Annotated in this window: 22 protein-coding genes; 5 read left to right on the forward strand and 17 right to left on the reverse strand. The window is 67.3% G+C overall.

Translation table 11 applies throughout. The features are described from left to right. The first annotated feature begins 35 nt into the window (after positions 1-35). Complete coding sequence (locus FB468_RS04990; RefSeq protein ID WP_141886364.1) at positions 36-1,022, forward strand: tyrosine-type recombinase/integrase; 987 nt, start codon at positions 36-38, stop codon at positions 1,020-1,022. A 5-nt stretch (positions 1,023-1,027) separates the two neighbouring features. Here FB468_RS04990 and FB468_RS04995 read toward each other — a convergent pair whose 3' ends face one another. The 16 genes from FB468_RS04995 to FB468_RS05070 form a co-directional block, all read right to left on the reverse strand. Further along, on the reverse strand, positions 1,028-1,621 hold the full coding sequence (locus tag FB468_RS04995; RefSeq protein WP_141886365.1) for a M23 family metallopeptidase: 594 nt from the start codon (positions 1,619-1,621) through the stop codon (positions 1,028-1,030). Between the two features lie 108 nt (positions 1,622-1,729). After that, positions 1,730-2,515 (reverse strand): IclR family transcriptional regulator domain-containing protein, encoded by a 786-nt coding sequence (locus tag FB468_RS05000; protein WP_141886366.1) that lies wholly within the window; start codon positions 2,513-2,515, stop codon positions 1,730-1,732. A 31-nt stretch (positions 2,516-2,546) separates the two neighbouring features. Continuing rightward, a complete protein-coding gene (locus FB468_RS05005; protein ID WP_141888141.1) occupies positions 2,547-3,716 on the reverse strand; it encodes a thiolase family protein in 1,170 nt (389 codons plus the stop codon). Positions 3,717-3,789: 73 nt separating this feature from the next. Further along, positions 3,790-4,431 (reverse strand): 3-oxoacid CoA-transferase subunit B, encoded by a 642-nt coding sequence (locus tag FB468_RS05010; RefSeq protein WP_141886367.1) that lies wholly within the window; start codon positions 4,429-4,431, stop codon positions 3,790-3,792. Further along, on the reverse strand, positions 4,415-5,188 hold the full coding sequence (locus tag FB468_RS05015) for a 3-oxoacid CoA-transferase subunit A (protein ID WP_141886368.1): 774 nt from the start codon (positions 5,186-5,188) through the stop codon (positions 4,415-4,417). Before FB468_RS05015 ends, FB468_RS05010 begins: the two co-directional genes overlap by 17 nt. After that, entirely contained in the window at positions 5,185-7,260 is a 2,076-nt protein-coding gene (locus FB468_RS05020) for a GNAT family N-acetyltransferase (protein ID WP_170219629.1), read from the reverse strand. Before FB468_RS05020 ends, FB468_RS05015 begins: the two co-directional genes overlap by 4 nt. 44 nt (positions 7,261-7,304) lie before the next feature. Next, positions 7,305-8,543 carry an NAD(P)/FAD-dependent oxidoreductase gene (locus tag FB468_RS05025; RefSeq protein WP_170219630.1) on the reverse strand — a complete coding sequence of 413 codons (1,239 nt, stop codon included), beginning with the start codon at positions 8,541-8,543 and terminating at the stop codon, positions 7,305-7,307. Beyond that, positions 8,540-8,860: a 2Fe-2S iron-sulfur cluster-binding protein gene (locus FB468_RS05030; RefSeq protein WP_141886371.1), complete on the reverse strand. Its 321-nt coding sequence runs from the start codon at positions 8,858-8,860 to the stop codon at positions 8,540-8,542. The genes FB468_RS05025 and FB468_RS05030 overlap by 4 nt, the downstream gene beginning before the upstream one ends. Next, positions 8,857-9,138: a (2Fe-2S)-binding protein gene (locus FB468_RS05035; RefSeq protein ID WP_141886372.1), complete on the reverse strand. Its 282-nt coding sequence runs from the start codon at positions 9,136-9,138 to the stop codon at positions 8,857-8,859. The genes FB468_RS05030 and FB468_RS05035 overlap by 4 nt, the downstream gene beginning before the upstream one ends. Before the next feature lie 11 nt (positions 9,139-9,149). Continuing rightward, positions 9,150-10,403: an NAD(P)/FAD-dependent oxidoreductase gene (locus tag FB468_RS05040; RefSeq protein WP_141886373.1), complete on the reverse strand. Its 1,254-nt coding sequence runs from the start codon at positions 10,401-10,403 to the stop codon at positions 9,150-9,152. Next, positions 10,403-11,866, reverse strand: a complete 1,464-nt coding sequence (locus FB468_RS05045; RefSeq protein WP_141886374.1) for an aldehyde dehydrogenase family protein — start codon at positions 11,864-11,866, stop codon at positions 10,403-10,405. Before FB468_RS05045 ends, FB468_RS05040 begins: the two co-directional genes overlap by 1 nt. Next, entirely contained in the window at positions 11,863-12,612 is a 750-nt protein-coding gene (locus tag FB468_RS05050; RefSeq protein ID WP_281290265.1) for an amino acid ABC transporter ATP-binding protein, read from the reverse strand. The genes FB468_RS05045 and FB468_RS05050 overlap by 4 nt, the downstream gene beginning before the upstream one ends. Further along, positions 12,609-13,262: an amino acid ABC transporter permease gene (locus tag FB468_RS05055; RefSeq protein ID WP_141886375.1), complete on the reverse strand. Its 654-nt coding sequence runs from the start codon at positions 13,260-13,262 to the stop codon at positions 12,609-12,611. Before FB468_RS05055 ends, FB468_RS05050 begins: the two co-directional genes overlap by 4 nt. A 38-nt stretch (positions 13,263-13,300) precedes the next feature. Next, on the reverse strand, positions 13,301-14,086 hold the full coding sequence (locus FB468_RS05060; protein WP_141886376.1) for a transporter substrate-binding domain-containing protein: 786 nt from the start codon (positions 14,084-14,086) through the stop codon (positions 13,301-13,303). Between the two features lie 124 nt (positions 14,087-14,210). Further along, on the reverse strand, positions 14,211-15,506 hold the full coding sequence (locus FB468_RS05065) for an aminotransferase family protein (RefSeq protein ID WP_141886377.1): 1,296 nt from the start codon (positions 15,504-15,506) through the stop codon (positions 14,211-14,213). A gap of 288 nt (positions 15,507-15,794) precedes the next feature. Then, complete coding sequence (locus FB468_RS05070) at positions 15,795-16,118, reverse strand: DUF2469 domain-containing protein (protein ID WP_141886378.1); 324 nt, start codon at positions 16,116-16,118, stop codon at positions 15,795-15,797. An 86-nt stretch (positions 16,119-16,204) separates the two neighbouring features. On the opposite strand from FB468_RS05070, the gene FB468_RS05075 reads away from it, so the two are divergent. Genes FB468_RS05075 through FB468_RS05090 form a run of 4 tightly spaced genes read left to right on the forward strand, consistent with a single transcriptional unit; the run spans position 16,205 to position 22,960 of the window. Next, complete coding sequence (locus FB468_RS05075) at positions 16,205-16,861, forward strand: hypothetical protein (RefSeq protein WP_211359088.1); 657 nt, start codon at positions 16,205-16,207, stop codon at positions 16,859-16,861. Between the two features lies 1 nt (position 16,862). Further along, entirely contained in the window at positions 16,863-18,299 is a 1,437-nt protein-coding gene (locus FB468_RS05080) for a DNA polymerase Y family protein (protein WP_141886379.1), read from the forward strand. Further along, positions 18,292-21,624, forward strand: coding sequence for an error-prone DNA polymerase (locus tag FB468_RS05085; RefSeq protein ID WP_141886380.1), 3,333 nt, complete (start codon positions 18,292-18,294; stop codon positions 21,622-21,624). Before FB468_RS05080 ends, FB468_RS05085 begins: the two co-directional genes overlap by 8 nt. Positions 21,625-21,637: 13 nt before the next feature. Beyond that, the gene (locus FB468_RS05090; RefSeq protein WP_141886381.1) at positions 21,638-22,960 is read left to right on the forward strand and encodes a nicotinate phosphoribosyltransferase; all 1,323 of its coding nucleotides are present in this window, start codon (positions 21,638-21,640) and stop codon (positions 22,958-22,960) included. A 370-nt stretch (positions 22,961-23,330) separates the two neighbouring features. On the opposite strand, the gene FB468_RS05095 is transcribed toward FB468_RS05090, so the two are convergent. Then, positions 23,331-23,603, reverse strand: a complete 273-nt coding sequence (locus tag FB468_RS05095) for a DUF3039 domain-containing protein (protein WP_119284164.1) — start codon at positions 23,601-23,603, stop codon at positions 23,331-23,333. Between the last annotated feature and the right edge of the window lie 15 nt (positions 23,604-23,618).

Consider the following 23,618-nt stretch of genomic DNA (forward strand, 5'->3'; position numbering starts at 1 on the left):
ACCCCTTTGTGACGCGTATCGGCGACAATAGGGATATGAGGATCACGGATGCCGCCACAGCGTTCCTCGAAGCTGCCCGCTTGGAGTTCGGGTATTCCGACCACACGATCCGCTCGTACCGGCGAGACCTCTTGGGGCTCTCAGACTTTGCGACCGAGCAGGGTGTTACCGAGGTTGAGGGCATCGACCTCGAGCTCCTGCGCTCGTGGCTGTGGGAGCGGCAGCAACAGGGGCTCGCCGCGTCAACGATCGCCCGGAACGTTGCGACGGTGAAGTCGTTTGGTTCGTGGCTTGAGGCTCGGAGTGTGCTCCCGGGTAACCCGGCCTCGCGTTTGCGTACGCCGCGCGTACCTAAGCCGCTCCCCCGCGTGCTCAGTCAGGAACAGATGTCGCGCGTCCTTGAGCGCGCCGCCGCCCGAGCAGCGGATGGCGCCCCCGAGCACCTCAGAGACCACGCCGTGCTCGAGCTGCTCTATTCTTCCGCGCTGCGCGTGTCAGAACTCACGTCTCTTCCCGTCTCGGGGTTCAATCGCCGCGACCTCACCGTGCGCGTGACGGGAAAGGGAGACAAGGAGCGCGTCGTTCCGCTTGGCGCCCCAGCTGCCAGGGCGCTTGAACGCTATCTCATGGGGGGTCGCGAGGCGCTACTCGCCCGGCGGGAAGACGCGGCTGCGAGCCCGGCAGCGGGCCAGGCCGCCGGCTCCGCCCCCAATAGGCGCGCGCGCCGAGTAGCCGTGCAGCCGAGCGAGCTCTTCATCGGCAACCGGAACGGCACCCCACTCAACGCGAGCTCGGTGTACCGTCTGGTCTCCCGCGAGCTTGAACAAGAGCCCGGCGGAGGCCCGAGCGGGCCGCACACCCTGCGGCACACCGCGGCAACGCACCTGCTCGATGGCGGCGCCGATTTGCGCGTGGTGCAGGAGATGCTTGGCCACTCAAGCCTGTCAAGCACGCAGGTCTACACCCACGTCTCGATGGAGCGGCTTGCCGCGACCTACCGGCAGGCACACCCGCGCGCGTAGGGGCCTCACCAGGGCAGAAGTACCGGTTTTCCGAAGAAGTAGCGCAACGGGTTCACGTATGCACCGTCAACCCGCACGCCCAGGTGCACGCATTCGGCGAAGCAGTGTCCACCTTCAGACATCTCTCCGATGAGTTGCCCGCGGCGCAGGCTGTCGCCTTCAGCGAGGCTGTCTTCGCCTTGCACGACTGGCTCGAGCGACACGACTGTGCGCGAGTCAACCCGAATCGAGATCAGGTGCCTGTCGGCGACCCTGCCAACGAAGCTGACGACGCCACCCGTGGGCGCGTAGACGGAATCGCCCGGTAGCGCGGGAAGGTCGATGCCTCGGTGCCCCGCCGTGTACGGAGTGGGCGGCGGCCGGTACGGCCCTGACACATCGAGTGGTCGCTCAAGTGGCGGTTTCCAAGGGCCCTCGGGGGTTTGCACCGAGATCATTTGGCCCTCGGAAACGTTCGCCGTCGGGGGTGCGAGCGGAGGGTAGGCGGCGGGCACCGTTAACGCCGCTAGCACCGTCACCCCCACCAGCGCCACGCACAATGGGCCCAACGCGCCAAGCCTGCGCAACGCGCCAAGCCTGCGCCGAGTTCGAGTATCCATGCGCCAAGTGTCGCCGCGGCGCCGGGCGTGCGCGCGACCGAAGCCAGCGACGTGGAGAACTCGCCGCCGCGGGCGCAGGCGAGAGCTCTTGTGAGCGGCGCTCTCCTGCTACTTGCTCAGAAGGTCAAGGTCGCGTTCGATGTCGCGCGCGGTCTGCAACAGTAGCGGAAGGTGGTGGTCGATGAGCGTCTCGGTCGGCCCGGCGCTTGTGCTCGTCGATACGTTCACCGCGGCAGCAACGCGCCCATCACGCCCGCGAACGGGAGCGGCGATCGACCGCAGCCCGACCTCAAGCTCCCCGTCGACAAGCGCCCAGCCCTGGGCTCGCACGCGCTCGAGCTCGGCGTTTAGTTCGGCTGGAGACGTCAGCGTGCGTTCGGTGAGGCGCGCGAGGTCGGCTCCTGCGAGCAGCCGGTCACGATCGGAAGAAGGCAAGTCGCTGACGAGCACGCGGCCCATGCTCGTCGCGTGCGCGGGGAACCGGGTACCGATCGTGATGCCGACAGTCATGATGCGCCGTGTTGGCACGCGCGCAACGTAGACGATGTCTGCGTCAGAGAGCACTGCGGCCGAGACCGACTCCTCGAGCGCGTGCGACAGCTTCTCAAGGTGCGGCTGCATCATTTCGGGCAGCGAGAGCGCAGATAGGTAGCTGAAGCCGAGTTCGAGCACGCGTGGAGTGAGCGCAAACAACCGACCGTCTGTGCGGACGTAGCCAAGGGTCTGCAGTGTTCTCAGGAAACGCCGAGACGCAGCCGCGGGGATGCCGACTCGCTTCGATACCTCGGTGAGCGTCAGCTCGGGGTTCTCGACATCGAACGCGCGAATGACAGCAAGGCCCCGCGCAAACGACTGGACGTAGTCGCTGCCCTCAGCCGAGTCTTCGTTACTCATACCCCCATTCTGCCGGTCTGCCGCGAAGATGTCAGCGTTCGAGCACAATAGCGAGTCCCTGACCAACCCCGATGCAGATCGCTACAACAGCAACCCCGCTACCTCGGCGCGCGAGTTCGTGTGCCGCACGCGCGACGATACGGCCGCCCGACGCGCCAAGTGGGTGTCCGATCGCGAGCGCACCGCCGTGTACGTTGAGGCGCGCCGGATCGAGGTCTGGCCAGCCCACAAGACACGCGAGCGCCTGTGAAGCAAACGCCTCGTTGAGTTCAACGAAGTCGACATCTGCCCACGACCTGCCCGCGCGAGCGAGCGCCCGGTTCGCCGCTTCGATGGGGGCGGTCGGGAAGTCCTGTGGGTCGACGCCGTGCGCCGCCCGCGCGGTAATCCGTGCGAGCGGTTCGGCGTCGAGCGCGCCCTCGCGCCCGAGCAGCACGGCAGAGGCACCGTCGTTGATCGACGACGAATTCCCAGCGGTCACGCTGCCGTCGGATGCGAACAACGGGCGGAGCGCGGCGAGCTTCTCGGCTGAAGTGTCGTCACGGATCCCCTCATCACGAATGAGCTCGTATCCGGGCACCTGGACGATCTCGCGTTCAAACGCGCCGCCTGCCCACCCGGCCGCGGCGAGGGCGTGCGACCGAGCTGCGAACGCATCTTGCGCTTCCCTGCTGATGCCCCACTCCCGCGCTGTCCGTTCAGCGGCTTCACCATTCGAGATCGTCCACTCATCCGGGAACTTCGGGTTCACCATCCGCCAACCGATGCTCGTGTTCCAGGCTGTCTGGTTGCCAACGGCGGGCCAGGGCTTCGCTGATTTCTCAATCACGAATGGCGCGCGACTCATCGACTCAACCCCGCCAGTGAGCACGAGCTCAGCGTCGCCGCATTCAATTGCGCGCGCCCCTTGAATCACGGCTTCAAGCGAGGACGCGCAGAGCCTGTTCACAGTGACACCTGTGACAGTCGTCGGGAATCCCGCGAGCAGCGCGCCGAAGCGCGCGACGTTGCGGTTGTCTTCCCCCGCCTGATTCGCGTCGCCGAAGACGACGTCGGCGACGCGGGCGGGGTCGACTCCGGCCCTGTCAACGGCCGCACGCATCACGACCGCAGCGAGGTCATCGGGTCGGACCCCAGAGAGCCCGCCACCTGCGCGGCCAAACGGGGTGCGTACGGCGTCAAAGATGTGAGTTGTTTCCATCTGCTGCGTTCCTGTCATTGGTGGGAGTGTGAGCCGAGCATCGGCACCACACGCGGTCATCGTTGAGCTGCGGCTAAACCGTCACGAGGTCCAGTCCGGTGAGTTCTGCGAGCCCCGCGACGGTGTTGTCCCCGAACAGCTCACGCACCGCGAACCCCGCCTCTGTGACGTCGAACACGGCGTGGTCGGTGTAGACCCGGGTCACGCAGCCAACCCCGGTCAGTGGGTAGTTGCACTGCTGCACAAGTTTCGGGGTGCCCTGCTTCGTCAACAGGTCGGTCATGACGTAGACAGATTTCGCGCCAATCGCGAGGTCCATCGCGCCACCAATCGCGGGGATCGCGTCGGGCGCGCCCGTCGACCAGTTCGCGAGGTCACCGTTCTCGGCAACCTGGAAGGCGCCAAGCACGCACACGTCGAGGTGACCGCCGCGCATCATCGCGAAGGAGTCAGCGTGATGGAAATACGAGGCCCCCGGCACCGCCGTAACGGGCTGCTTCCCCGCGTTGATGAGGTCAGGGTCGATGCGTGCTGGCTCCGGCGCTCCGCCCATCCCGAGCATTCCGTTCTCGGTGTGCAGGATGATTTCGCGATCCCTCGGCAGGTAGTTCGCGACGAGCGTTGGCGCGCCGATCCCGAGGTTCACGTATGCGCCGTCGGGGATGTCAAGGGCAATCTTTGCGGCGAGGTCTTGCCTGCTAATTCGCGAGTGCATCTGCGGGCTCCTTCGTGTCGTGTCCGGGCGCGGGAAGCGGGACCCCGTCGATGTCGACGCCGCCAGCGAACTCGCCGCCGCGCAGCCACTCGCGCTCGCCGAGCGCGACGACCCGGTCGACGAAGATTCCCGGCGTCACAACCGCCTCCGGGTCGAGCGCGCCCAAGGGCACAATCTCATCAACTTGAGCGATCGACACGGTTGCAGCAGCAGCCATGATCGGGCCGAAGTTTCGTGCGGTCTCACGGTAGACAACGTTGCCCCAGCGGTCAGCTGAGAGGCCACTGATGAGTGCGAAATCAGCACGGATCGGGTACTCAAGCAAGTACGTTCGGCCGCCGATCTCACGGGTCTCCCGGCCCTCGGCGAGTTCGGTGCCGACCGCTGTTGGCGAGTAGAACGCTCCCACCCCCGCGCCTGCCGCGCGGATGCGCTCAGCGAGATTGCCCTGCGGCACGAGTTCGAGCTCAAGCTCACCTGACCGGTAGAGCCTGTCAAAGACCCACGAGTCGTGCTGCCGTGGGAACGAGCAGATGATCTTCCGCACCCGCCCTGTTGCAAGAAGCGCGGCGAGCCCAACGTCGCCGTTCCCCGCGTTGTTATTCACAACGGTAAGGTCTTTCGCCCCCTGGTCAATGAGGGCGTCGATGAGTTCTACGGGCTGCCCAGCGCGGCCGAAGCCGCCAATCATCACCGTTGCGCCGTCAAAGATGCCCGAGACCGCGTCAGCGACCGTAGGTACTGTCTTGTCAATCATCGCGCACCCCTCACCACCCGAATGTCATCAACGCGGCTCTCTTCGTCGGGGCGGCGGTCGTCAGTCGGTTCGAAGCCGACCTTCCTGTAAAACTCAAACGCTCGTGCGTTCCCGTCGACGACCCAGGCAAACGCGGGCTCGTCACCGAGCAGCCGGTCGATGAGTACAGCAGCGAGCCCGGTGCCTCGCGCCTCCGGTGTGAGGTTGAGCGTGTGCAGCTCGAGGCCGAGGGGCCCCGTGTCGTCGTGCCGGTGTGCCGACCCGAACCCAAGAAAGGCGCCCGAGGCGGAGTGCGCGACCAAGACCTGGTAGCCGGGTGCCCGTCCAAGCGCTTGCTCCCATTCCGGGAGCCGCCGTTCGGGGGTGAGGGTGCGGAGGAAACCGGCGTCCATGAGCCCCGCGTACGCTTCTTGCCAGACGGCGACGTGAAACTCGGCAATGTCGGGCAGGTCTTCGTGAGTCGCCGGTCGAATCGTAAACGGCCGCACGGCCCCGGTGAGGGGCTCGTCAGCAGTGAGGTCGCCGAGTTTACGGTCGCCGTCAAACGGCCATGCAGCAGTGTCGGTGTGTTGGAACCTCAGTGCGGTGAAATCTGTTTGCGCGGGTCCAGGGGCATCAACAGGAATGATGCGCCCAACGACGGGCTCAAATGCCGCACGGAAGTGGTTCTTCACTTTCCAGGCGAGCACGTCGTACGCAGTCGGGTCGACGCCAAGGTACCGGTACAGCGCCGGGTCATTCGCGGTGATCGGGCGGCCCGTGACAACGACGTCTGCTGTGGCAGAGACCGGGTGCCCGCCGACGGTGCGCAGCCGCAGCCACGCGGCGCCGCCGGTATCGACAGAGAGCCCCGCGTTGAACGGCCCATCGTTCACGTAGACGCCGTCGGTCGCCGCAAGTACCTCGGCCTTGACGGTGAGCGGCGCACCGAACTCCGTGGAAGCCTTCCCCGCGAGTTGCGTTTCGAGCACGGCCCCGACACCGGCCGAACGGGCCACGCGCACCACGCCGTCGTCACAGATCGCCGACATGAGCACGGTGCCGAGGTCTGCCGCGAACACCTCGCGGAGTAGCACCGTAGTGTCTGCGCTGCCGCCCGACTGGGGGTTATCGGCGACATCGGCGAGCACTACCGGGGTCTCCCCCACAGCGATCGCATCACGCGCGGCCGCGAGCGCCTCAGGGATGGCCGCGACGTCGACCTGGTAGCGCTCGCGCTGCGCCCAGAAGTACTCGGCCACTTCTTGGGCGACACGCTCGGCCTCGGATGGGTCAGCCGCAACGACGCTCACAGCGGCCCCCGAGCAGCGGGTGTCAGCGTAGGGAAACCCGGCGTGCGGGCTGACCGCGCGCACGCCGCCGGTCTCGCGAGCCCGCGCGAACTCGACGACGTCGGCCATGGGCCCCTCAGCGGTTCGCATATTGATGCTGCGCAGCAGCATCGGAAGCCGCACGGTGCGCACCGTGAGCGGCTCCCCCGCGAGCGCGTCAAGCAGGGCGTTTGCGGCCCGCACGCCCTGATCGTACATGTCGATGTGCGGGTAGGTCTGGTAGCCGAAGATGAGCGCTCCGCACTCCGCCGGTGTGCCGCTGACGTTGGCGTGGAGATCGAAGGTCACCGCGATCTGCGCGTCGGCGCCGAGGATCGCGCGGGCGAGTTCGATGATCGCGCCCTCGGGATCTTGCTCTGTCTCAGACACCATGGAGCCGTGCAGCGCGAGCAGCAGGCCATCGAGCGGGTTGTCGGCGACCGCGCGCCGAAGTGCGAGTTCGAATTCTCGCAACAGCGTCGCGTAAGCGGCAGTCGTGACGGTGCCAGCGGGCATCGCCGCTGCTGCGGTGAGCGGCACCGGCGTCGCCCCGCGGGCGCCGAGCACGTCGAGGAATCCACCGAGTTCTGTCTGCGTCCCCGAGTAGACGTCGATGAGGCGGTCGCCCTCGTGATGATCCTCAGCTTCGAACGCCGCGAGGTCAGTCGCGATCGGGCTAAACGAGTGTGACTCGTGATAGAAGAAGGCGACCCCAATGCGCGGGGCATTCGCGGGCTGCTGCCCGCCGCCTGATGCTGTCATCTGTTCCATGATCTGCGTCACTCTGCCGTATCAGCGAAGCGCTGTTACGGCAGAGGTGCCTCCTGTCGCTGGGTGAAGAGGGCCGCGATCTCGTCGTGGCCCTGCTGGATGGCGGGTTCGAAGGTGAACTCACTGTCGGCGCGCAGCTGGCGCAGCTCGCCGAGCTCCGTTTCCCGCGTCTTGAACGGGTGATTCCCGAGGGTTGCGAGAATCTCGCCCGCGACGATCTCTCCCTGTTTCAGTGACACTTTCGCGCTTTCGACGCCGACAGTGTTCCCCGCTAGAAAGAGGCCCGGCAGCGCGGTCGCTCCCGTCGCCGAATGCACAGGCACCTTCGCTCCGACGGAGTCGCTCGTGACGAATTCGAGCCCGAGGGAGGCGCTGAGGTCGCTGAGCGGCACGAGTCCGTTCGAGAGGCAGACCGAGTCCGTCCTGATGACGCGCCGGCTCCCGGGCACGGCAGCACCGTTTGCGCGCACCGTCTCGACCTCCGCACCCGTCACGCGGTCGTCGCCGACGACACGGACAAGGCGGGTGGTGAGGCGCAGCGGAATTCCCCACAGCGGGAGCGAGCGCGGGAGTACCCTCGCGGCGATCGCGGCGAGGCCGGGAACCGCCATGAGGGCACCGCCGAGGCGCATGTAGAAGTACGGCGCGAGTTTACTCAGGCCGCCGAGCCGCTTCAGGGTGGCCTGCGGGTCGCTATCGGGGACCTGCGCGGGTGGGAGCACAATTGAGTCGACGTCAACGCCGCCGAGCTTCATTGCGCGCGCAATCGTGAGGGAGAGCGGGTCGACTCCCACGACGACGCTGCGCGCGCCGGGCCGCACCCTGTGCGTGTTGGTCAGGATCTGCGCGCCGCCAATCGTGAATACCCCGGGCAGCGTCCACCCTTCGACTGGCATCGGCTTTTCGACAGCACCGGTCGCGATCAGCACCGTGCGGGTGTGGATCTCGGCGGCGTCGCCGCCGCGTGACGAGGTCGCGCGAACCACCCATCCGGGTTCAATGGCCCAGGCAACGGTATCGGTGAGGATCCGCACGCCTGCGCGCTCGACGCGAGCGAGCAGGTCGTTCGCGAGGGTCCAGCCGATCCACCACTCGCCGTCGTTCTCCTGGTGAAGTTGGCCGCGCAGCTTGCCTCCGGTCTGGTGGTTCTCTTCGATAAGAACGACAGTCAGCCCGCCCTCGGCAGCGCGCGCTGCCGCCGAGAGCCCCGCGGGGCCACCACCGACAACAACGAGGTCGACTCTGTGAACGCTTTCGACGGCTCCCCCGTTCACGAGTCGCACCCCCGCGTCGAACGGTAGGTGTCACCGTCGCTGATCGGTGCCTGGCAGCCGCGCACCCGCTCCGCCGTCTCCTCGTCGGGTCCGAGCCAGAGGCGGCACTCGTAGCAGTGCCCGATCCCGCAGTAGAGCCCGCGAGGCTCACCCGCGACGGGCGAGGTACGCAGCTCGCGCACGCCCGCTGCGAGCAGTGCTGCCGCGACCGGCTCGCCTGTGCGCCCCACGTACGACTCGCCGTTGAAGGTAAAGTTCGCGTCGTCAGCCGCGGGCGGCTCTGGGAGTACGGGATGGTGCTCAATCCGTTCGGTCATGCCGCACCCTCTTCCCGTGCTGCCGACTCCGCCAGATCACCGAGCGCGGTTGGGCGCACTGGCAGGCGGACTGTCATCGAGCTGCCTCCGGCCTCGGGCGCGATGCCGGCCTGGCCGAGAAGCTCCTCGATCGCGGTGCGGCAGACGCGGCCCTGGCAGAACCCCATGCCCGCGCGGGTCTGAAACTTCACTTCCTGAGCGGTGCAGACGCCCGCCTCAACGGCGTCAGCGATGTCTTGCGCGGTGACGTCTTCGCACCGGCACACAGTGTGGTTCATGCTGCTCTCCTTCAATTCTTCGCAAAGCGCCCAGGCGCGTAGTCAGTAAGGGCTTCCAATAGGGCCGCCGGGGTTTCGGTGCCGCGTACCTCGTGTTTAAGGAGCTCGGCAAACATGCGACCAGCGGCGGCGGACAGGCCGAAACCGTGGCCGTTGTAGCCGGCGCTCACCCAGAGACCGGGCACTCCCGGGACTTTGCCGAGGAGCGGGTAGTGGTCGGGGGTGAGCTCAACAGTCCCGGCGAAAGCACGGATGATCGGAACGCGCGAAAGCCCGGGGAACATCTCTGTCATATAGGTGCCATAGACGTCGAGCGCCTGCCGGGTTGTGGTCGTGTGGTACCCGTTCTCCTCCCAGGGCCCGCCACCCCCGATGAGGATGTTGTCTGCGTGGGTCTGCCTGGCATACACCCGGTTTCCAGAGACGAATGGGAAATCTCCCTTCACAGGTAGCCGCTCCGTCGCGGTGAGTTGCGAGCGGCGCGGCCGCACGGGCAGCTCGGCCCCGACATGCCTCCCAAGCTCCGTCGTCCAGGGGCCCGCGGCGATGAGCACAACGTCCGCCTCGTACTCAGCGTCCGCTGTCGTCACGCCAGTGACCCTCCCCTGACGCTCGATGAGCCGCTCCACGTGCGCGAACGTCTCGACCTTGCCGCCTCGGTTGACGACAGCCTTACGCAGCGATGTGGTCGCGGTGAACGGGTATCCCTGACCGTCGTGCGGGGAAAACAGCGCGCCCGCAATACCGGGGTTGACGAGTGGCAGCTCTGCGACGGCTTCGCTTCCCTCGCGCAGCTCGATCGGCACGCCCGCACGCTCGTAGATGTCGCGCGCTCGCTGCAGCAGAGACAGCTCGGTGCCGTTCATTGCGACGATCGTGTGGCCCTTTCGCCGGAACTTGACATCGAGCCCCCGCTCGCCGAGTTCCGCCCAGAGGTCCATCGAGACCCTGGCGAGGGCGACCTCGCCAATATCGCGGCCGTTCGCGTAGATGCCGCCGGCGTTACGGCCCGATGCGGCGCCCCCGAGGGCGCGTGATTCGAGCACAGTGACATCGGCTCCGGCCTCGCTCGCGTAGTACGCGGACATGAGGCCAACGATCCCCCCGCCAACGATCAAGACGCGAAGCCCGTCGAGCCCGTCGAGCGGGGCACCGCGAAGGGCCTCGCTCACGGCTTCGTAATCGCGTAGCGCGCGATCACCCTGCTCGAGGTCGGTGCTCAGTGGGTCAAGGGTGAGCAGCGTCATGCGGTTTTCTTCGGTCATCACTGCTCCATGTTCTGCGGGTCGATGTAGACGGACACAAGCTCGGTCATGAACTCAAAGCCATGCTCGGAAACCTCGCGGTGCCCATTGCCCGACATGCCGGTGCCACCGAAGGGAACGCCGAGCTCGGCCGAACTCGTGCCTCGGTTCACATAGATGAGGCCGCTATCGACGTCATCGAGCGCGGTAAAGGTCGCACCAAGGCTGCGCGTGAACACCGACGTCGAGAGGCCGTAGTCGGTGTCGTTTGCAACCGCGAAGGCCTCGGCAGCATCGGCAACCCTGATCACCGCGATCACCGGGCCGAAGACCTCCCGCCGCGCGATCGCGTGCTCGCGGGTTACACCGTCAAGCAGCGTCGGTAGGTAGAAGAAGCCCTCTGTGGGCAGGCCCTCGGGCCGTGCACCGCCAACGACGACGCGTGCCCCGTCCGAGACAGCGCCCCTCACGGCGTTCTCCACGCCCGCGAGCTGCGCGGCAGTGGCAACGGGGCCCATATCGACGTCCGCGTCGGCACCGTCGCCTACGGTGAGCGCGCGGATTCCGTCGGCAACGCGCGCAATCAGCTCGTCAGCGACCTCAGTCACGACCACGATCCTGCTCGTTGCGGTGCAGCGCTGGCCGCTCGTGAGGAACCCGCTGCGCACGATCTCTCGCGCTGCGAGATCGAGGTCAGCGTCTGCAAGCACCACGGCCGCGTTCTTCCCGCCGAGCTCGAGTGAGCACGGGGTGAGCGACGCAGCGACGCGCTGCGAAATCTGCGTGCCGACCTCGGTGGATCCGGTGAAGGAGACAGCATCAACGCGCTCGTCCCCAACCGCTTCCGAGGCGAGCTCCCCGGTGCAGGCGCCGAGCAGCGCGAAGGCGTCCCCGATGCCGGCCCGCTCGAAGGCCTCGGTCACGAGTACCGCCGTGCCATTCACCTGCTGCGCGGGCTTCCAGAGCACGACGTTACCGACGGCGAGCGCCGCGAAGATCTTGTAGCCGGCGAGCGCGATCGGGAAGTTCCAGGGGGTGATACACGCGACAACACCGATCGGTTTTCTCCGCGTATGGATGAAGCGCGTGCCGTCGGCCGACGGGAGCACTTGCCCGAGTGCACGGCCAGCCTCGTGCGCGAACCACCTGCAGGTGCTCGCGAACACTCCGACCTCACCTCGGGACTCAGCGAGCGTCTTTCCCATTTCCAGGGTCATCTGCCGCGCGATCCGCTCGCCGTCGCGCTCGATCTCAACTGCGACCTCTTCCAGGATCCGCTGGCGTTCTTTGAGCGGGAGGCGCTGCCACGGGGCCACCGCGTCACGGAGGGCGTCAAGCGCGAGCCCAAGATCCTCCCTGCCCGCTTGCCTGTACGCCGAGAGCTGCATTCCCGTCGCAGGGTTCACGGTCTCGGTCGTGCCTGCACCGGTTCCCGGGTGCCAGACGCCGCCCCTGAACTGGGTGTTCACGATGATCCCGCTCATGCGACGTGCCTGAGGAAAGACTGCAGCTTGCTGCTCTTCGGGTGGTCGAAGAGTTCGGACGGGATGCCCTCTTCCTCGACGACGCCGTCGGCCATGAAGACCACGCGGTCGGCGACGTCGCGGGCGAACGACATCTCGTGCGTGACGATGAGCATCGTCATCCCCGCGCTCGCGAGGTCCTTCATGACTTTCAGTACCTCGCCACGCAGCTCGGGGTCGAGCGCGCTCGTGGGCTCGTCGAACAGCATCGCCTGCGGGTTCATCGCGAGCGCCCGCGCGATCGCGACGCGCTGCTGCTGCCCGCCTGAGAGCTTGTGCGGATAGACGCCCGCTTTCTCGGCGAGCCCGACGCGTTCCAGGAGCACGAGTGCCTGCTCCGTCGCGGCCGCCTTCTTGACGCCAAGCACCTGCATAGGCGCTTCGATGACGTTTTCAAGCACCGTCTTGTGGGGAAATAGGTTGAACTGCTGGAACACCATGCCGACGGTGCGGCGCACCCTGAGGATGTTCTCGGTCTTCCCGTCAACGGGCTGACCGAGCACCGAGATGATACCGGAGGTGGGCTCCTCGAGGTGGTTGGTGCACCGCAGGAGCGTGCTCTTGCCCGAGCCGGATGCCCCGATGAGCGCTACGACCTCGCCCCGCCGTACCTGCAGGCTCACGCCCTTGAGCACCTCGAGATCGCCAAAGCACTTGTGAATATCTTGCATGTCGATCATGCAGTCAGTTGTTGCTGTCGTGGTCATCGGTCTGACACCGCCATTCGCTTCTCGAGCCGGGTGAGGAACATTGACATCACTGTGGTGAGGACCAGGTAGATCGCAGCCACAGTGAGGTAGAACTCCATGAACGCGAAGTTCGAGGCCGCAAAGCGCTGCGCCACCATCATGAGCTCGCTGACGGTGACGAGCGAGGCGAGTGACGAGTCCTTGATCATCGACACAGCCTGGTTGCCGAGCGCGGGCACGCTAATGCGGAACGCCTGCGGGAGCACGATGCGCCAGAGCACCTTCGGCCGGGTCATACCGAGCGACGATGCCGCCTCAAGCTGCCCCTTCGGTACGGCCTGCAGGCCGCCGCGCAGGATCTCGGCGATGTACGCGCCCGCGTTGATGCCGAGGCCGAGGATCGAGGAGAGGAACGCCCCGAGCTCGATACCCAACTGGGGCAGGCCGAAGTAGATCAGGAAGAGCTGTACAAGCACCGGTGTGCCCCGGAACACCCAGACGTACAGGTCGACAAGCCAGACAAGCGGTTTGATACCGCTGAGTTTCATCACCGCAGCCACGAGGCCGAGGATCAAGCCAAGCGCGAGCGACAGGATCGAGATAAGGATCGTGATCCATGCTGCCTGCGCGAGGAACCCCAGGTACGGGGCGACAAGCGTGAAGTCCATTCTTCGTTTGCTCTCTGTTCGTGACTAGCGTGATGGCGTTAGCGGATGTCCGCACCGAACCACTTGGTACTGATCTCCTCGTACGTGCCGTCCTCCTGCATGTCTGCAAGCGCAGCGTTCACGGCAGCGAGCAGCTTCTCCTGCTTCTTGTCGACGGCAATGCCAGCCGCCGGGTTACTGATTCGCTCTCCGACGGTGACGATGCTGTAGCCCCGCGCGGAGACGATCGCGAGCCCGACAGGGCCATCGGTGATGACGCCGTCGATGCGGCCATTCGACAGGTCCTCCATCGCGAGCTGGTCAGACTTGTACGTCGTGACCTGCGCGCCGCGTTCGAGCGCCATATCCTCAAACGTCGTGCCAAGAGTGACGCCGATGTTCAGCCCGGCGAGGTCGTCAGTGCTCGCGATCGTGTTGCCCTCTGGCGCGAAGATCTGCGTACCCGTGTGGTAGTACGGGTCGCTGAAGTCAACCTTCTGAGACCGCTCGTCGGTAATGGTGAGGCTCGAGATCACGATCTCGTACTTACCGGCGTTCAGGCCGCCAATGATGCTGTCCCACGGTGTCGGCACAAACTCGGTCTTCGCGTCAAGCCGCTCAGCGATCGCGTTGCTGATGTCGACGTCAAACCCGACGAGTTCGTTCTTCGAGTCGAACGAGTTGAACGGAGGGTAGGCTCCCTCGATGCCGACCCTCAGTGTGCCGCTGGACTCGACGCGCTCAAGCGCGTCTTTACTGCCACCGGCGCTACAGCCCGCGAGCAGCGCTGCCGCGGAGATCATGCCAATGAGCCCGAGGACCTTGGTTTTCTTATTCAGGAACATACTTCGTTTCTCCTTTGATGCGTCGGTAAGTTCAGGTGGTGTGTGGTGAAAATGGCGCGCCGCATGACGCGCACGGGGCTGACCCCGCGCTCGAACGGCGCCTGGTGTGAGTGTGAGTCGGGTGTTAGTCGGTGTGGGCTCGCAGTGCTCCGTCAAGGCGGGAGAGCATCTCTGCGATTTCCGCGGGTGTGACGGTGAGCGGTGGGGCGACGAGCAGGTGCGGGACGACGGTTGTGTCCCCGCGGCTATCCGCACGCGTTGAGGCGCCGGGGTAGAGCACGAGGCCCCGGGCCATCGCCGCTCGGTTGAGGGCATTCGCACCACCTCGGGCGGTCAGCGCGGGCGAGAGTTCGAGCGCGAGCAACAGCCCGGCACCTCGAACCTCAGTGATGGCGTTCGGGTAGCGCACCGCGAGGATTTCGAGCCCTGCGCGCAGCTCTGCTCCTCGCAGGGCAACGTTCTCGAGCACGTCGCGTTCCGCGTAGAACTGCAGCGCTGCAGCCGCCGCAGCGACCGCGACCGGGTGGCCGCTGTAGGTGTAGCCGTGATGGAACACGCCGCCCGAGTCGCGGACGGCCTGCACGATAGGCTCCGAGACAATCACGCCAGACAGTGGCGCGTACCCGCCAGTGACCCCCTTACCGAAGGTGATGAGATCGGGCACGATGCCCGATCGCTCGACGGCGAAGTTCGTGCCGCAGCGTCCGAAGCCAGTCATTACCTCGTCGGCGATGAGCACGATGCCGTGCGTGCGGCAGATCTCCGCGATCTTCCGCAGCGCCTCGTGTTCGGGCTCGAACGCACCGAGCTGACTTCCGACGAGCGGTTCAAGGATGAGCGCTGAGATGTTCTCCGCGCCCTCGCTGCGCACGAGCTTCTCGAGCGCAGCAACGGGGGCCATCGCGTCGGCGCTATCGCGCCAGCTCGGCAGCCTGAGTGTGCGCGGCAGCATCGGGGCATAGTGCTGCCTGCGCGATGCGTCTCCCCCGACAGCGAGAGCCCCGAGCGTGTTGCCGTGGTAGTTATCCCACATGCCGACAACGAGGTGGCGACTGCTCTCGCCGCGACTCAGGTGGTACTGCCGCGCGAGCTTGAACGCTGATTCGTTGGCTTCGGAGCCTCCGCTTGCGAAGAAGACGCGGGTGAACCCCTCTGGTGCGAGACCCTGGATGCGAGCCGCGGCGTCGTGAAGCGCAGCGGTCTCGAAGCGAAGCGTGTGTGCAAACCCGACCCGCAGCGCCTGTTCACGCATCGCGTCGGCTATCTCGGTAACCCCGTGGCCGAGATTCGCGGCGACCGCTCCCGAGCTCCCGTCGAGGTACTCCGTGCCGTCGTCAGCGTAGAGATAGCTTCCCTGCGCGCTGACGATCAGCGGGTAGTCGGCACCGAAGTCACGGTGAAAAACCGCACTGCCGCTCATCCGCGGGCCGCCCGGCATGGCAAGATCGCCACGCCGCACTCGTCGCTACAGATCATCATCAACAACACTCCCTCGTGTTCGTTCTGTGAAATCTTTTTCTCTCTGCGAACATTTTGCAACGCGAGTTGGTGCTTGTCAACCTGAACCCCGCGCCCGAGCACGGGCGAGCGCCTTGGGGAACACAAAACCCCGGCTCCCCAAAAGGGGCGCCGGGGCTTTAGTCCTCAAAAACCACCAACAGCCAGCTGGCACGTAGCCAGTGATCAGCGACCGCGCGAAGCAGTCACCCTACTCGTCGATCGAGAGCTCCTGTGGCAACTTGAACTCGCGAGCAGAAAGCTCCTCGACATTCACGTCCTTGAACGTGAGCACGCGCACGGACTTCACGAAGCGGTCGGAACGATACACGTCCCACACCCACACGTCGCCCATGGTGAGCTCGAAGTAGAAATCGTTGCCCGCGTCATTCCGCTTCAGGTCGACCTCGTTCGCGAGGTAGAAACGGCGCTCGGTCTCGACTACGTATCGGAACTGACTCGCGATATCGCGATATTCGCGAAACAGCGCCAGCTCTGCATCGCGTTCGTATTCCTCAAGATCGTCTTCATTCATCCCCTCCATCCTATGCCGCTTCGGCGACACGCGAGCACCGCGCGCCCCAGCTTGACTCATTCGAACATATGTTCGAATATGGTCGCATGAGTTCCGCGGCTTCGATCCCCGACCTGCGGCAGCGCATCAGCGAGATGCAGCCGCTGCGGATCGACGAGCGCGCGCTCCCCACGGCGCCCGGCCTGCGGGCGCTGCTCCCCGGCGGCGCCCTCCGCGCGGGAGCCGCATACTCAGTGCAGGGCTCGTGGCAACTCGCGCTTTCCTTCCTCGCGGAGGCGTCGCAGGGTGGCGCCTGGTGCGGCGTGCTCGGCTGCCCCGCGTTCGGCGCCGAGGCAGCCGTCTCGCTCGGCATCGCGCTCGACCGCTGCGTGCTCGTTCCAGAGCCGGGCAGGCACGCGCTCACGCTCGCCGGCACGCTCAGCGAGACGCTCTCCGTCGTCGTCGCCCGCTTCGACGCAAGGGTCTCCCCCGCCGACATCGAACGTCTCTCCGCCAGACTCCGCGAGCACGGCTCGGCCCTCGTAGTCATCGGCGAGTGGGCGCGAAGCGAGGCGCGCCTGAGCGTCGTGTCGTCGCGGTGGACGGGGCTTGGTGCGGGGCACGGGGCACTCACCACGCGCGAGCTCACCGTGCAGTCGGAAGACCGTCGGGGCACACGACGCCACGCTGTCAGGTTCGAGCGCGGCTGCCTCGGGGCGGGGCGGGAACAGCCGCCCGCGGCGCGCGCGCTCAGGGCGGTGTGACGTGCCTCCCGAACGCGTCGTTGTGCTCCACCTCGTCGACTGGCCGGGAGCGCACGACGACCAAGAGGGCGACCCCCCGAGTTTCGCGCCGGTGTTCGCGAAGCTCACGGACCTCGTTCCCTCGCTCGAGGAGCTCCGCCCCGGCCTCGTCGCGATGCGGGCACGCGGCCCCGCGCGCTACTACGGCGGCGAGCGCGAGGTCGCAGCTGCACTCCTCGGGTTCGCGCGCACCGAGAACCTCGGCTCGGCGCGGGTCGGCATCGCCGACGGCAGGTTCGCGGCGGAACAGGCCGCGAGCGCGGACCCTGAGCCGAGCGACGGCGTGCTGATCGTCGAGCCAGGCGGGGCTGCCGCGTTTCTCAGCGAGCTCCCCATCGCCTGCGCGACCGACGAGAAGCTCGGGCAGCTGCTCCCGGGCTTGGGCATCTACACGCTGGGGGCGTTCGCCGCGCTCCCGGAGAGCGCGGTGCGGGCCCGGTTCGGCCCCGGGGGCGTGCTCGCGCACAGGCACGCCCGGGGTGAGGACGGTGAGCGTGGCGAGCCGATCCGGGCGCAGCAGGCCGCACGCGACTTCGCGGTCGGCCTCGATTTCGAGCCGCCGATTTCGGGTACCGAGCAGCTCGCGTTCGCGTGCAGCTCGCTCGTCGAACGGTTCATCGGCGCGCTCACCGAGGAGCGGCTCGTGTGTACCTCGCTGCGCGTGACACTCACCGACGACATCGGTCTCAGGCACGAACGCGACTGGGCGCACCCGCGGTTCTTCTCACCGCAGGACGCATTGGCGCGGCTGCGGTGGCAGTCGGAGAGCCTCGTCGCGGGGTGGGCCGGCGCGGCGAGCGACGAGCGCGCCGGGGCAGGGATCCAGGCGGTACGCATCGCGCCCGTGCGCACCGACAGGATCGCCTCGCACGAGCCAGGGCTCTGGACGAGCGGGCCCGACGAGCGCGTGCACCACCATCTCAGCCGCGCGCAGGGGCTGCTCGGCCCGGGCGGGGTCGGCACGGTGTCGCTCGACGGCGGCAGGTTGCTGCACGAGCGCCAGCAGTTCACGCACTGGGGGTCGGCGCCGAGACGGCAGCGCGCTCCGGGGCCGTGGCCGGGGGCGCTCGCCGCGCCGCAACCGACGCTCGTGTTCTCCCCGCCGCTGCGCGCTCGGCTCACCGACGGGGAGGGCGAGGTCGTCGCCATCGACGAAGAGGATCTTCTCGCCGCTGCCCCGCACGCGCTCCGCGTCGAGGGACTGCCCTCCCCGGGTACCGTGCGGGGGTGGTCGAAGCCCTGGCCGATCAGGGAGCACTGGTGGGAGGGCCGGCCCGAGCGCTTCCGCATGCAGGTCGAGCTCGATACGGGCGAGAGCTGGCTGCTGCTCGCCCGCCTCCGCGAGGGGGAGGTCACGGGGGCGCAAACGACGTGGTTCGCGGAGGGCAAGTATGACTAGCCCAACGCCCGAGACGTACGCGGAGCTGCACGCGCACTCCCACTACAGCTTCCTCGACGGCGCGTCCTCCCCCGAGCATCTCGTCACCGAGGCGCAGCGCCTCGGCCTCGCGGGCCTCGCGCTAACCGATCACGACGGGTTGTACGGCGCGCCCCGGTTCGCCGAGGCCGCGCTGAGCACCCCTGACTTCCTCACCGTGTACGGCGCCGAACTCACGCTCGGGCTCGAGGCGCCGCAGTTGGGCGCGGCTGACCCGGCGGGGACGCACCTCCTCGCGCTCGCCAGGGGCGCGGCCGGCTACCACCGGCTCGCGTCGGCTATCACCGAGGGGCAGCTCGCCGGCGGCGAGAAGGGGCGACCCGTCTACGACGTGGAGCAGCTGGCTGCCGCGGCCGGTGGCGACTGGGTGATCCTCACCGGGTGCCGGAAGGGCCACGTGCGGCGGGCGCTCGAGCGCGGTGGGATGGCGGGTGCGCGCGCCGAGCTCGACAGGCTCGCTGCGCTCTTCGGCCGCGACAGCGTCTACGTTGAGCTCACCCACCACGGGCACCCGGGCGACGACGAGCGGAACACGGCACTCGCTCAGCTCGCCGCCGAGTCTGGGCTGCCGACGCTCGCGACCGGCGCCGTGCACGCGGCAACGAGGCACGCGACCCGCACCGCCGAGGCGATGGCTGCGGTGCGGGCCCGGCGCAGCCTCGCCGAACTCGACCCGCACCTGCCTGCGTCGGGCGCGGCACACCTGCGCAGCGGTGACGCGATGCTCAGGCACTTCGCGCAGTACCCCGACGCGGTCGCGCGGACGGTGCCGCTCGCCCGCGAGCTCGCGTTCCCACTCAGGGAGGCGACCCCGCGACTCCCGAAGCTTCCGCTACCGGAGGGGCACACGCAGATGAGCTGGCTTCGGGAGCTCGTGTGGCGGGGCGCCGCCGAGCGCTACGGCGCGGGGCAAGACGCCCTCGACGCCCCGCGCCGGGAGCGGATCGAGCGCGAACTCGACGTGATCGAGCAGCTCGACTTCCCCGGCTACTTCCTCATCGTGCACGACATCGTGCGGGAGGCGCGGTCGCGCGGGATCCTGTGCCAGGGCCGCGGATCCGCGGCGAACTCCGCCGTCTGCTACCTGCTGAAAGTCACCTCCGTCGACTCGATTTTCTACGGCCTGCCGTTCGAGCGTTTCCTCTCGAGCCTGCGCGAGGAAGAGCCCGACATCGACGTTGACTTCGATTCCGAGCGGCGCGAGGAGATGATTCAGTACGTCTACGACACCTACGGGCGGCGCAACGCGGCGCAGGTCGCGAACGTCATCACCTACCGACCGAAGGCGGCGATCCGCGACGCGGCGAAGGCGCTCGGGTACAGCGTCGCCGAGCAGCGCGCGTGGACGCGCAGCATCAGCCACCACGACGCGTTTCCCTCCGAGCAGTCGGGTGCTGACGCGGGCGAGTCGACGCCTGCGAGCGACACGGGTTCGCCGTACGCCGAGATCCCGGAGCCCGTGCTGCGGCTCGCGAACGAGTTCAAGGGGGCGCCCCGGCACCTCGGCATCCACTCGGGCGGTATGGTGCTCACCGAGCGCCCCGTCGGTGAGGTCTGCCCGATCGAGCACGCGCGCATGGAGAAGCGCACCGTGCTGCAGTGGGACAAAGACGACTGCGCGGCGATGCGCCTCGTGAAGTTCGACCTGCTCGGCCTCGGCATGCTGAGCGCGATCGATAAGACGCTGCGCATGGTCGCCCAGGCGACGGGTGAGGAGTGGACGTTCGACTCGATCCCGAAAGAGGAGTCGGGGGTCTACGACATGCTCTGCCGGGGCGACGCGATTGGCGTGTTTCAGGTCGAGAGCCGCGCTCAGCTCAACACGCTGCCCCGGCTGCGCCCGAGGAGCTTCTACGACCTCGTGATCGAGATCGCGCTCATCCGCCCGGGCCCCATCCAGGGCGGCGCGGTGCACCCGTACCTGCGCAGGCGGGCCGGGAAGGAGGCGATCACGTTCTCGCACCCGAGCCTCGAGCCCGTGCTCGCGCGCACCCTCGGGATCCCGCTCTTCCAAGAGCAGCTCATGCAGATCGCGACGACGGTTGGCGGGTGCACGGGCGAGGACGCCGACCTGCTCAGGCGCTCGATGGGGTCGAAACGCGGTAAGGAGCGGATGGACTCGCTCAGGGAAAAGATCTTCGCGGGAATGCGCGCGAACGGGATCGAGGGCGAAGAGGCGCAGCTCGTCTACACCCAGCTCGAGTCGTTCGCCGACTTCGGTTTCGCGGAGAGCCACTCCATCAGCTTCGCGCTCATCGTCTACGTCAGCTCTTGGCTGAAGCTGCACTACCCCGCCGTATTCCTCGCCGGGCTCTTGCAATCGCAGCCGATGGGGTTCTACTCGCCGCGCAGCCTCGCGGAAGACGCGAAGCGGCACGGCGTCGAGGTGCGGCCCCCCGACGTGCAGTTCTCTACCGTGCACGCGGGCGTCGAGCCGCGATCACCCGCCGCGGGTCCCCTCGCGCCGACGGGGCTCCTCGCGCCGACGGGGCTCCCCGAGTGCGCGGAGCACGACCGCCCGCCAGTCGGCCCGTTCGACGAGTCGGCGCCAGATCAAAGCGGGCAGCACCGCAGAGACGGGCGCTTCGCGGTCAGGCTCGGCCTCGCAGAGGTGCGCGGCATCGGTACGCGGGTCGCCGAGCGCATCGTCGCGGCGCGCGCCCCCGGGCCCTTCGCCGACCTCGCGGACCTCGCGCGCCGGGCAGATCTGGATCGCGAACAGCTTGAGGCGCTCGCATCTTCTGGTGCGTGCGCGGGGCTCGGACTCTCCCGGAGAGACGCGCTGTGGGCCGCGGGGCCCGCGTCCGAGAACAGGGATCGCTACCTGCCCGGAATCGCGGTGCACGTGCAGCCACCGCTGCTGCCCGTCTTGACCGACGCCGAGCAGACGTCACTCGACCTGTGGACGACGGGGGTCGCGACGGGAACGCACCCGCTCGCGCTGCTGCGCGACTCGCTCGACGCTCGCGGTGTCGCGCGGTCGGACCTCGCGCGGGGCGCGCAGAACGGCTCGACGGTCGAAGTCGCCGGCCTCGTTACCCACCGGCAGCGGCCGGGCACGGCCGCCGGCGTGACCTTCCTCACGCTCGAAGACGAGAGCGGCACCGTCAACGTCGTCGTGTGGGCGAAGACCTGGCAGGCGCACCGACTCGTCGCGCAGTCGGCGCCGGCGATGATCGTCCGCGGCGTCGCAGACCGGTCACCCGAGGGGGTGTTCAACGTCATCGCACACGGATTCGAACCGCTTCCGGCACCGCAGGCTATCGCGTCACGCGACTTCCGTTAGCTATGCTGGCGAGGTGCATACATCAACTGCTTTGCTCACCGACCACTACGAACTGACTATGGTCGACGCCGCGCTCAAGGCCGGCACCGCGAACCGCAACAGCGTGTTCGAACTCTTTGCGCGCAGGCTCTCGGGCGCGCGCCGCTACGGCGTCGTCGCCGGCACCGGCCGCCTCCTTGAGGCCATCGCCGATTTCCGGTTCGCTGACACCGAGCTCGAATTTCTGCGCGCGAACAGCGTCGTGAGCTCAGAGACGATCGACTGGCTCGCGAACTACCGTTTCACCGGCGACATCTGGGGCTATCCGGAGGGCGAGGTGTTCTTCCCGGGGTCTCCGCTCATCACGGTCGAGGCGAGCTTCGCCGAGGGCGTCATCCTCGAAACGCTCGCGCTCAGCATCATGAACTACGACTCCGCCGTCGCGACCGCCGCATCACGCATGGTCTACGCCGCGAACGGCAAGCCGCTTGCCGAGATGGGCTCGCGTCGCACCAGCGAGCGCAGCGCGGTCGCCGCGGCACGAGCCGCCTACATTGCGGGCTTCAGCGCCACGTCGAACCTCGAGGCTGGTCGCAGCTACGGGATCCCCACCATGGGCACCGCGGCGCACTCGTTCACGTTGCTCCACGACTCCGAGCGCGAAGCTTTCGAAGCACAGATCACGGCCTTCGGCCCGGACACGACCTTGCTCGTTGACACCTACGACATCGAGCAGGGCGTGCGCACCGCAGTCGAGGTCGCCGGCACCGGGCTCGGGGCGGTGCGCATCGACTCGGGCGACCTCCCCGTCGTTGTTGTCGAGGTGCGCGAACTCCTCGACTCGCTCGGCGCGACGAACACCCGCATTACCGTCACGAACGACCTCGACGAGCACACCGTTGCTGCGCTCGCGGCTTCGCCGGTGGACTCGTTCGGCGTCGGCACCTCGGTCGTTGTCGGCTCGGGCAGCCCGACCATGGGTATGGTGTACAAGCTCGTCGCTCGCGAGGATGACAACGGCGAGTGGGTGTCGGTCGCCAAGAAGAGCGCTGACAAGGCCTCCGTCGGCGGCCGCAAGAGCGTCCGCAGGCTGCACAACGCGCGCGGCGTCGCTCGTTCAGAGCTCATCTTCCTCGGCGACGGCCCTGGTGGGGCTGACGAGGGCTCCGAGTTCCAAGAGTCGAGCCGCGAGGTGCTCGAGCACCTCGTGATTGCAGGCGAGATTCAGCAGCAGTACGTCGGGGCCGACGGGATCGCGCTTGCGCGTGACCGCCACCGCGCGAGCGTTGCCGAGCTTCCCCGGGTCGCGATGAGCCTCACACGCGGTGACCCTGCTATCGCGACCGAGTACCGCTAGGGGCTTCTAAGCTTCCCCCTAGGGAGGGTGCTCTGCTGAGACCTGAAGCAGAGCACCCTCCCTATGCGTTCAGCACTTCCAATGCCCAAATCCTGCGGTTCGCAGGCTACGCTGCGTCGGTCACCTAGGGAACGCCGGTGGGCAAGGCGGGGCCGGGCTAGGTTGGGCAAAACTGGGTAGGCGCTGCCGGGGCGGGCAGGGCTGGGCAGAGCTTGGTGGGGCGAGAAGGGTGCATGCCGGCTAAACCAGCCGCGCGCTTTCGACACCCAAAACTGCTAACGGCGTTGTCTAGCCCTCAATTCCACGGTTGAGGGATAGACAACGCCGATTGCAGGTCGTAGGGCTGATCTCTCAGCAGAGCCAGCAGAGCCTACTTCTTCATCCGCTCGTAGACCTTTTTGCAGTCCGGGCAGACCGGGAAGCGCTCGGGGTCGCGCGACGGCGTCCACTTCTTGCCGCACAGCGCGCGAACGGGCTTGCCGGTTACCGCCGACTCGACGATCTTGTCTTTCGGAACGTAGTGCGAGAAGCGCTCGTGGTCGCCATCCTCGATCTGCGAGTCTTCGAGCAGCTTTTCGAGCTCGCGGTCCATAACGTCAAGGCCGCCGCCGGTGTCAGGAGTGTCGCGTGTGAAGATTCCCATACCGGCATTGTAGCC

It is taken from the genome of Leucobacter komagatae, from assembly GCF_006716085.1.
Classification (GTDB): domain Bacteria; phylum Actinomycetota; class Actinomycetes; order Actinomycetales; family Microbacteriaceae; genus Leucobacter; species Leucobacter komagatae.

Coding starts and splice junctions, on each gene's coding strand:
- FB468_RS05020 (WP_170219629.1), bottom strand. CDS start 7,260: ATGACAGCATCAGGCGGCGGGCAGCAGCCCGCGAATGCCCCGCGCATT.
- FB468_RS05030 (WP_141886371.1), bottom strand. CDS start 8,860: ATGACCGAACGGATTGAGCACCATCCCGTACTCCCAGAGCCGCCCGCG.
- FB468_RS05095 (WP_119284164.1), bottom strand. CDS start 23,603: ATGGGAATCTTCACACGCGACACTCCTGACACCGGCGGCGGCCTTGAC.
- FB468_RS05010 (WP_141886367.1), bottom strand. CDS start 4,431: ATGCACTCGCGAATTAGCAGGCAAGACCTCGCCGCAAAGATTGCCCTT.
- FB468_RS04995 (WP_141886365.1), bottom strand. CDS start 1,621: ATGGATACTCGAACTCGGCGCAGGCTTGGCGCGTTGCGCAGGCTTGGC.
- FB468_RS05085 (WP_141886380.1), top strand. CDS start 18,292: ATGACTAGCCCAACGCCCGAGACGTACGCGGAGCTGCACGCGCACTCC.
- FB468_RS05040 (WP_141886373.1), bottom strand. CDS start 10,403: ATGACCGAAGAAAACCGCATGACGCTGCTCACCCTTGACCCACTGAGC.
- FB468_RS05015 (WP_141886368.1), bottom strand. CDS start 5,188: ATGATTGACAAGACAGTACCTACGGTCGCTGACGCGGTCTCGGGCATC.
- FB468_RS05060 (WP_141886376.1), bottom strand. CDS start 14,086: ATGTTCCTGAATAAGAAAACCAAGGTCCTCGGGCTCATTGGCATGATC.
- FB468_RS05045 (WP_141886374.1), bottom strand. CDS start 11,866: ATGAGCGGGATCATCGTGAACACCCAGTTCAGGGGCGGCGTCTGGCAC.
- FB468_RS05065 (WP_141886377.1), bottom strand. CDS start 15,506: ATGAGCGGCAGTGCGGTTTTTCACCGTGACTTCGGTGCCGACTACCCG.
- FB468_RS05005 (WP_141888141.1), bottom strand. CDS start 3,716: ATGGAAACAACTCACATCTTTGACGCCGTACGCACCCCGTTTGGCCGC.
- FB468_RS04990 (WP_141886364.1), top strand. CDS start 36: ATGAGGATCACGGATGCCGCCACAGCGTTCCTCGAAGCTGCCCGCTTG.
- FB468_RS05050 (WP_281290265.1), bottom strand. CDS start 12,612: ATGACCACGACAGCAACAACTGACTGCATGATCGACATGCAAGATATT.
- FB468_RS05035 (WP_141886372.1), bottom strand. CDS start 9,138: ATGAACCACACTGTGTGCCGGTGCGAAGACGTCACCGCGCAAGACATC.
- FB468_RS05055 (WP_141886375.1), bottom strand. CDS start 13,262: ATGGACTTCACGCTTGTCGCCCCGTACCTGGGGTTCCTCGCGCAGGCA.
- FB468_RS05000 (WP_141886366.1), bottom strand. CDS start 2,515: ATGAGTAACGAAGACTCGGCTGAGGGCAGCGACTACGTCCAGTCGTTT.
- FB468_RS05075 (WP_211359088.1), top strand. CDS start 16,205: ATGAGTTCCGCGGCTTCGATCCCCGACCTGCGGCAGCGCATCAGCGAG.
- FB468_RS05070 (WP_141886378.1), bottom strand. CDS start 16,118: ATGAATGAAGACGATCTTGAGGAATACGAACGCGATGCAGAGCTGGCG.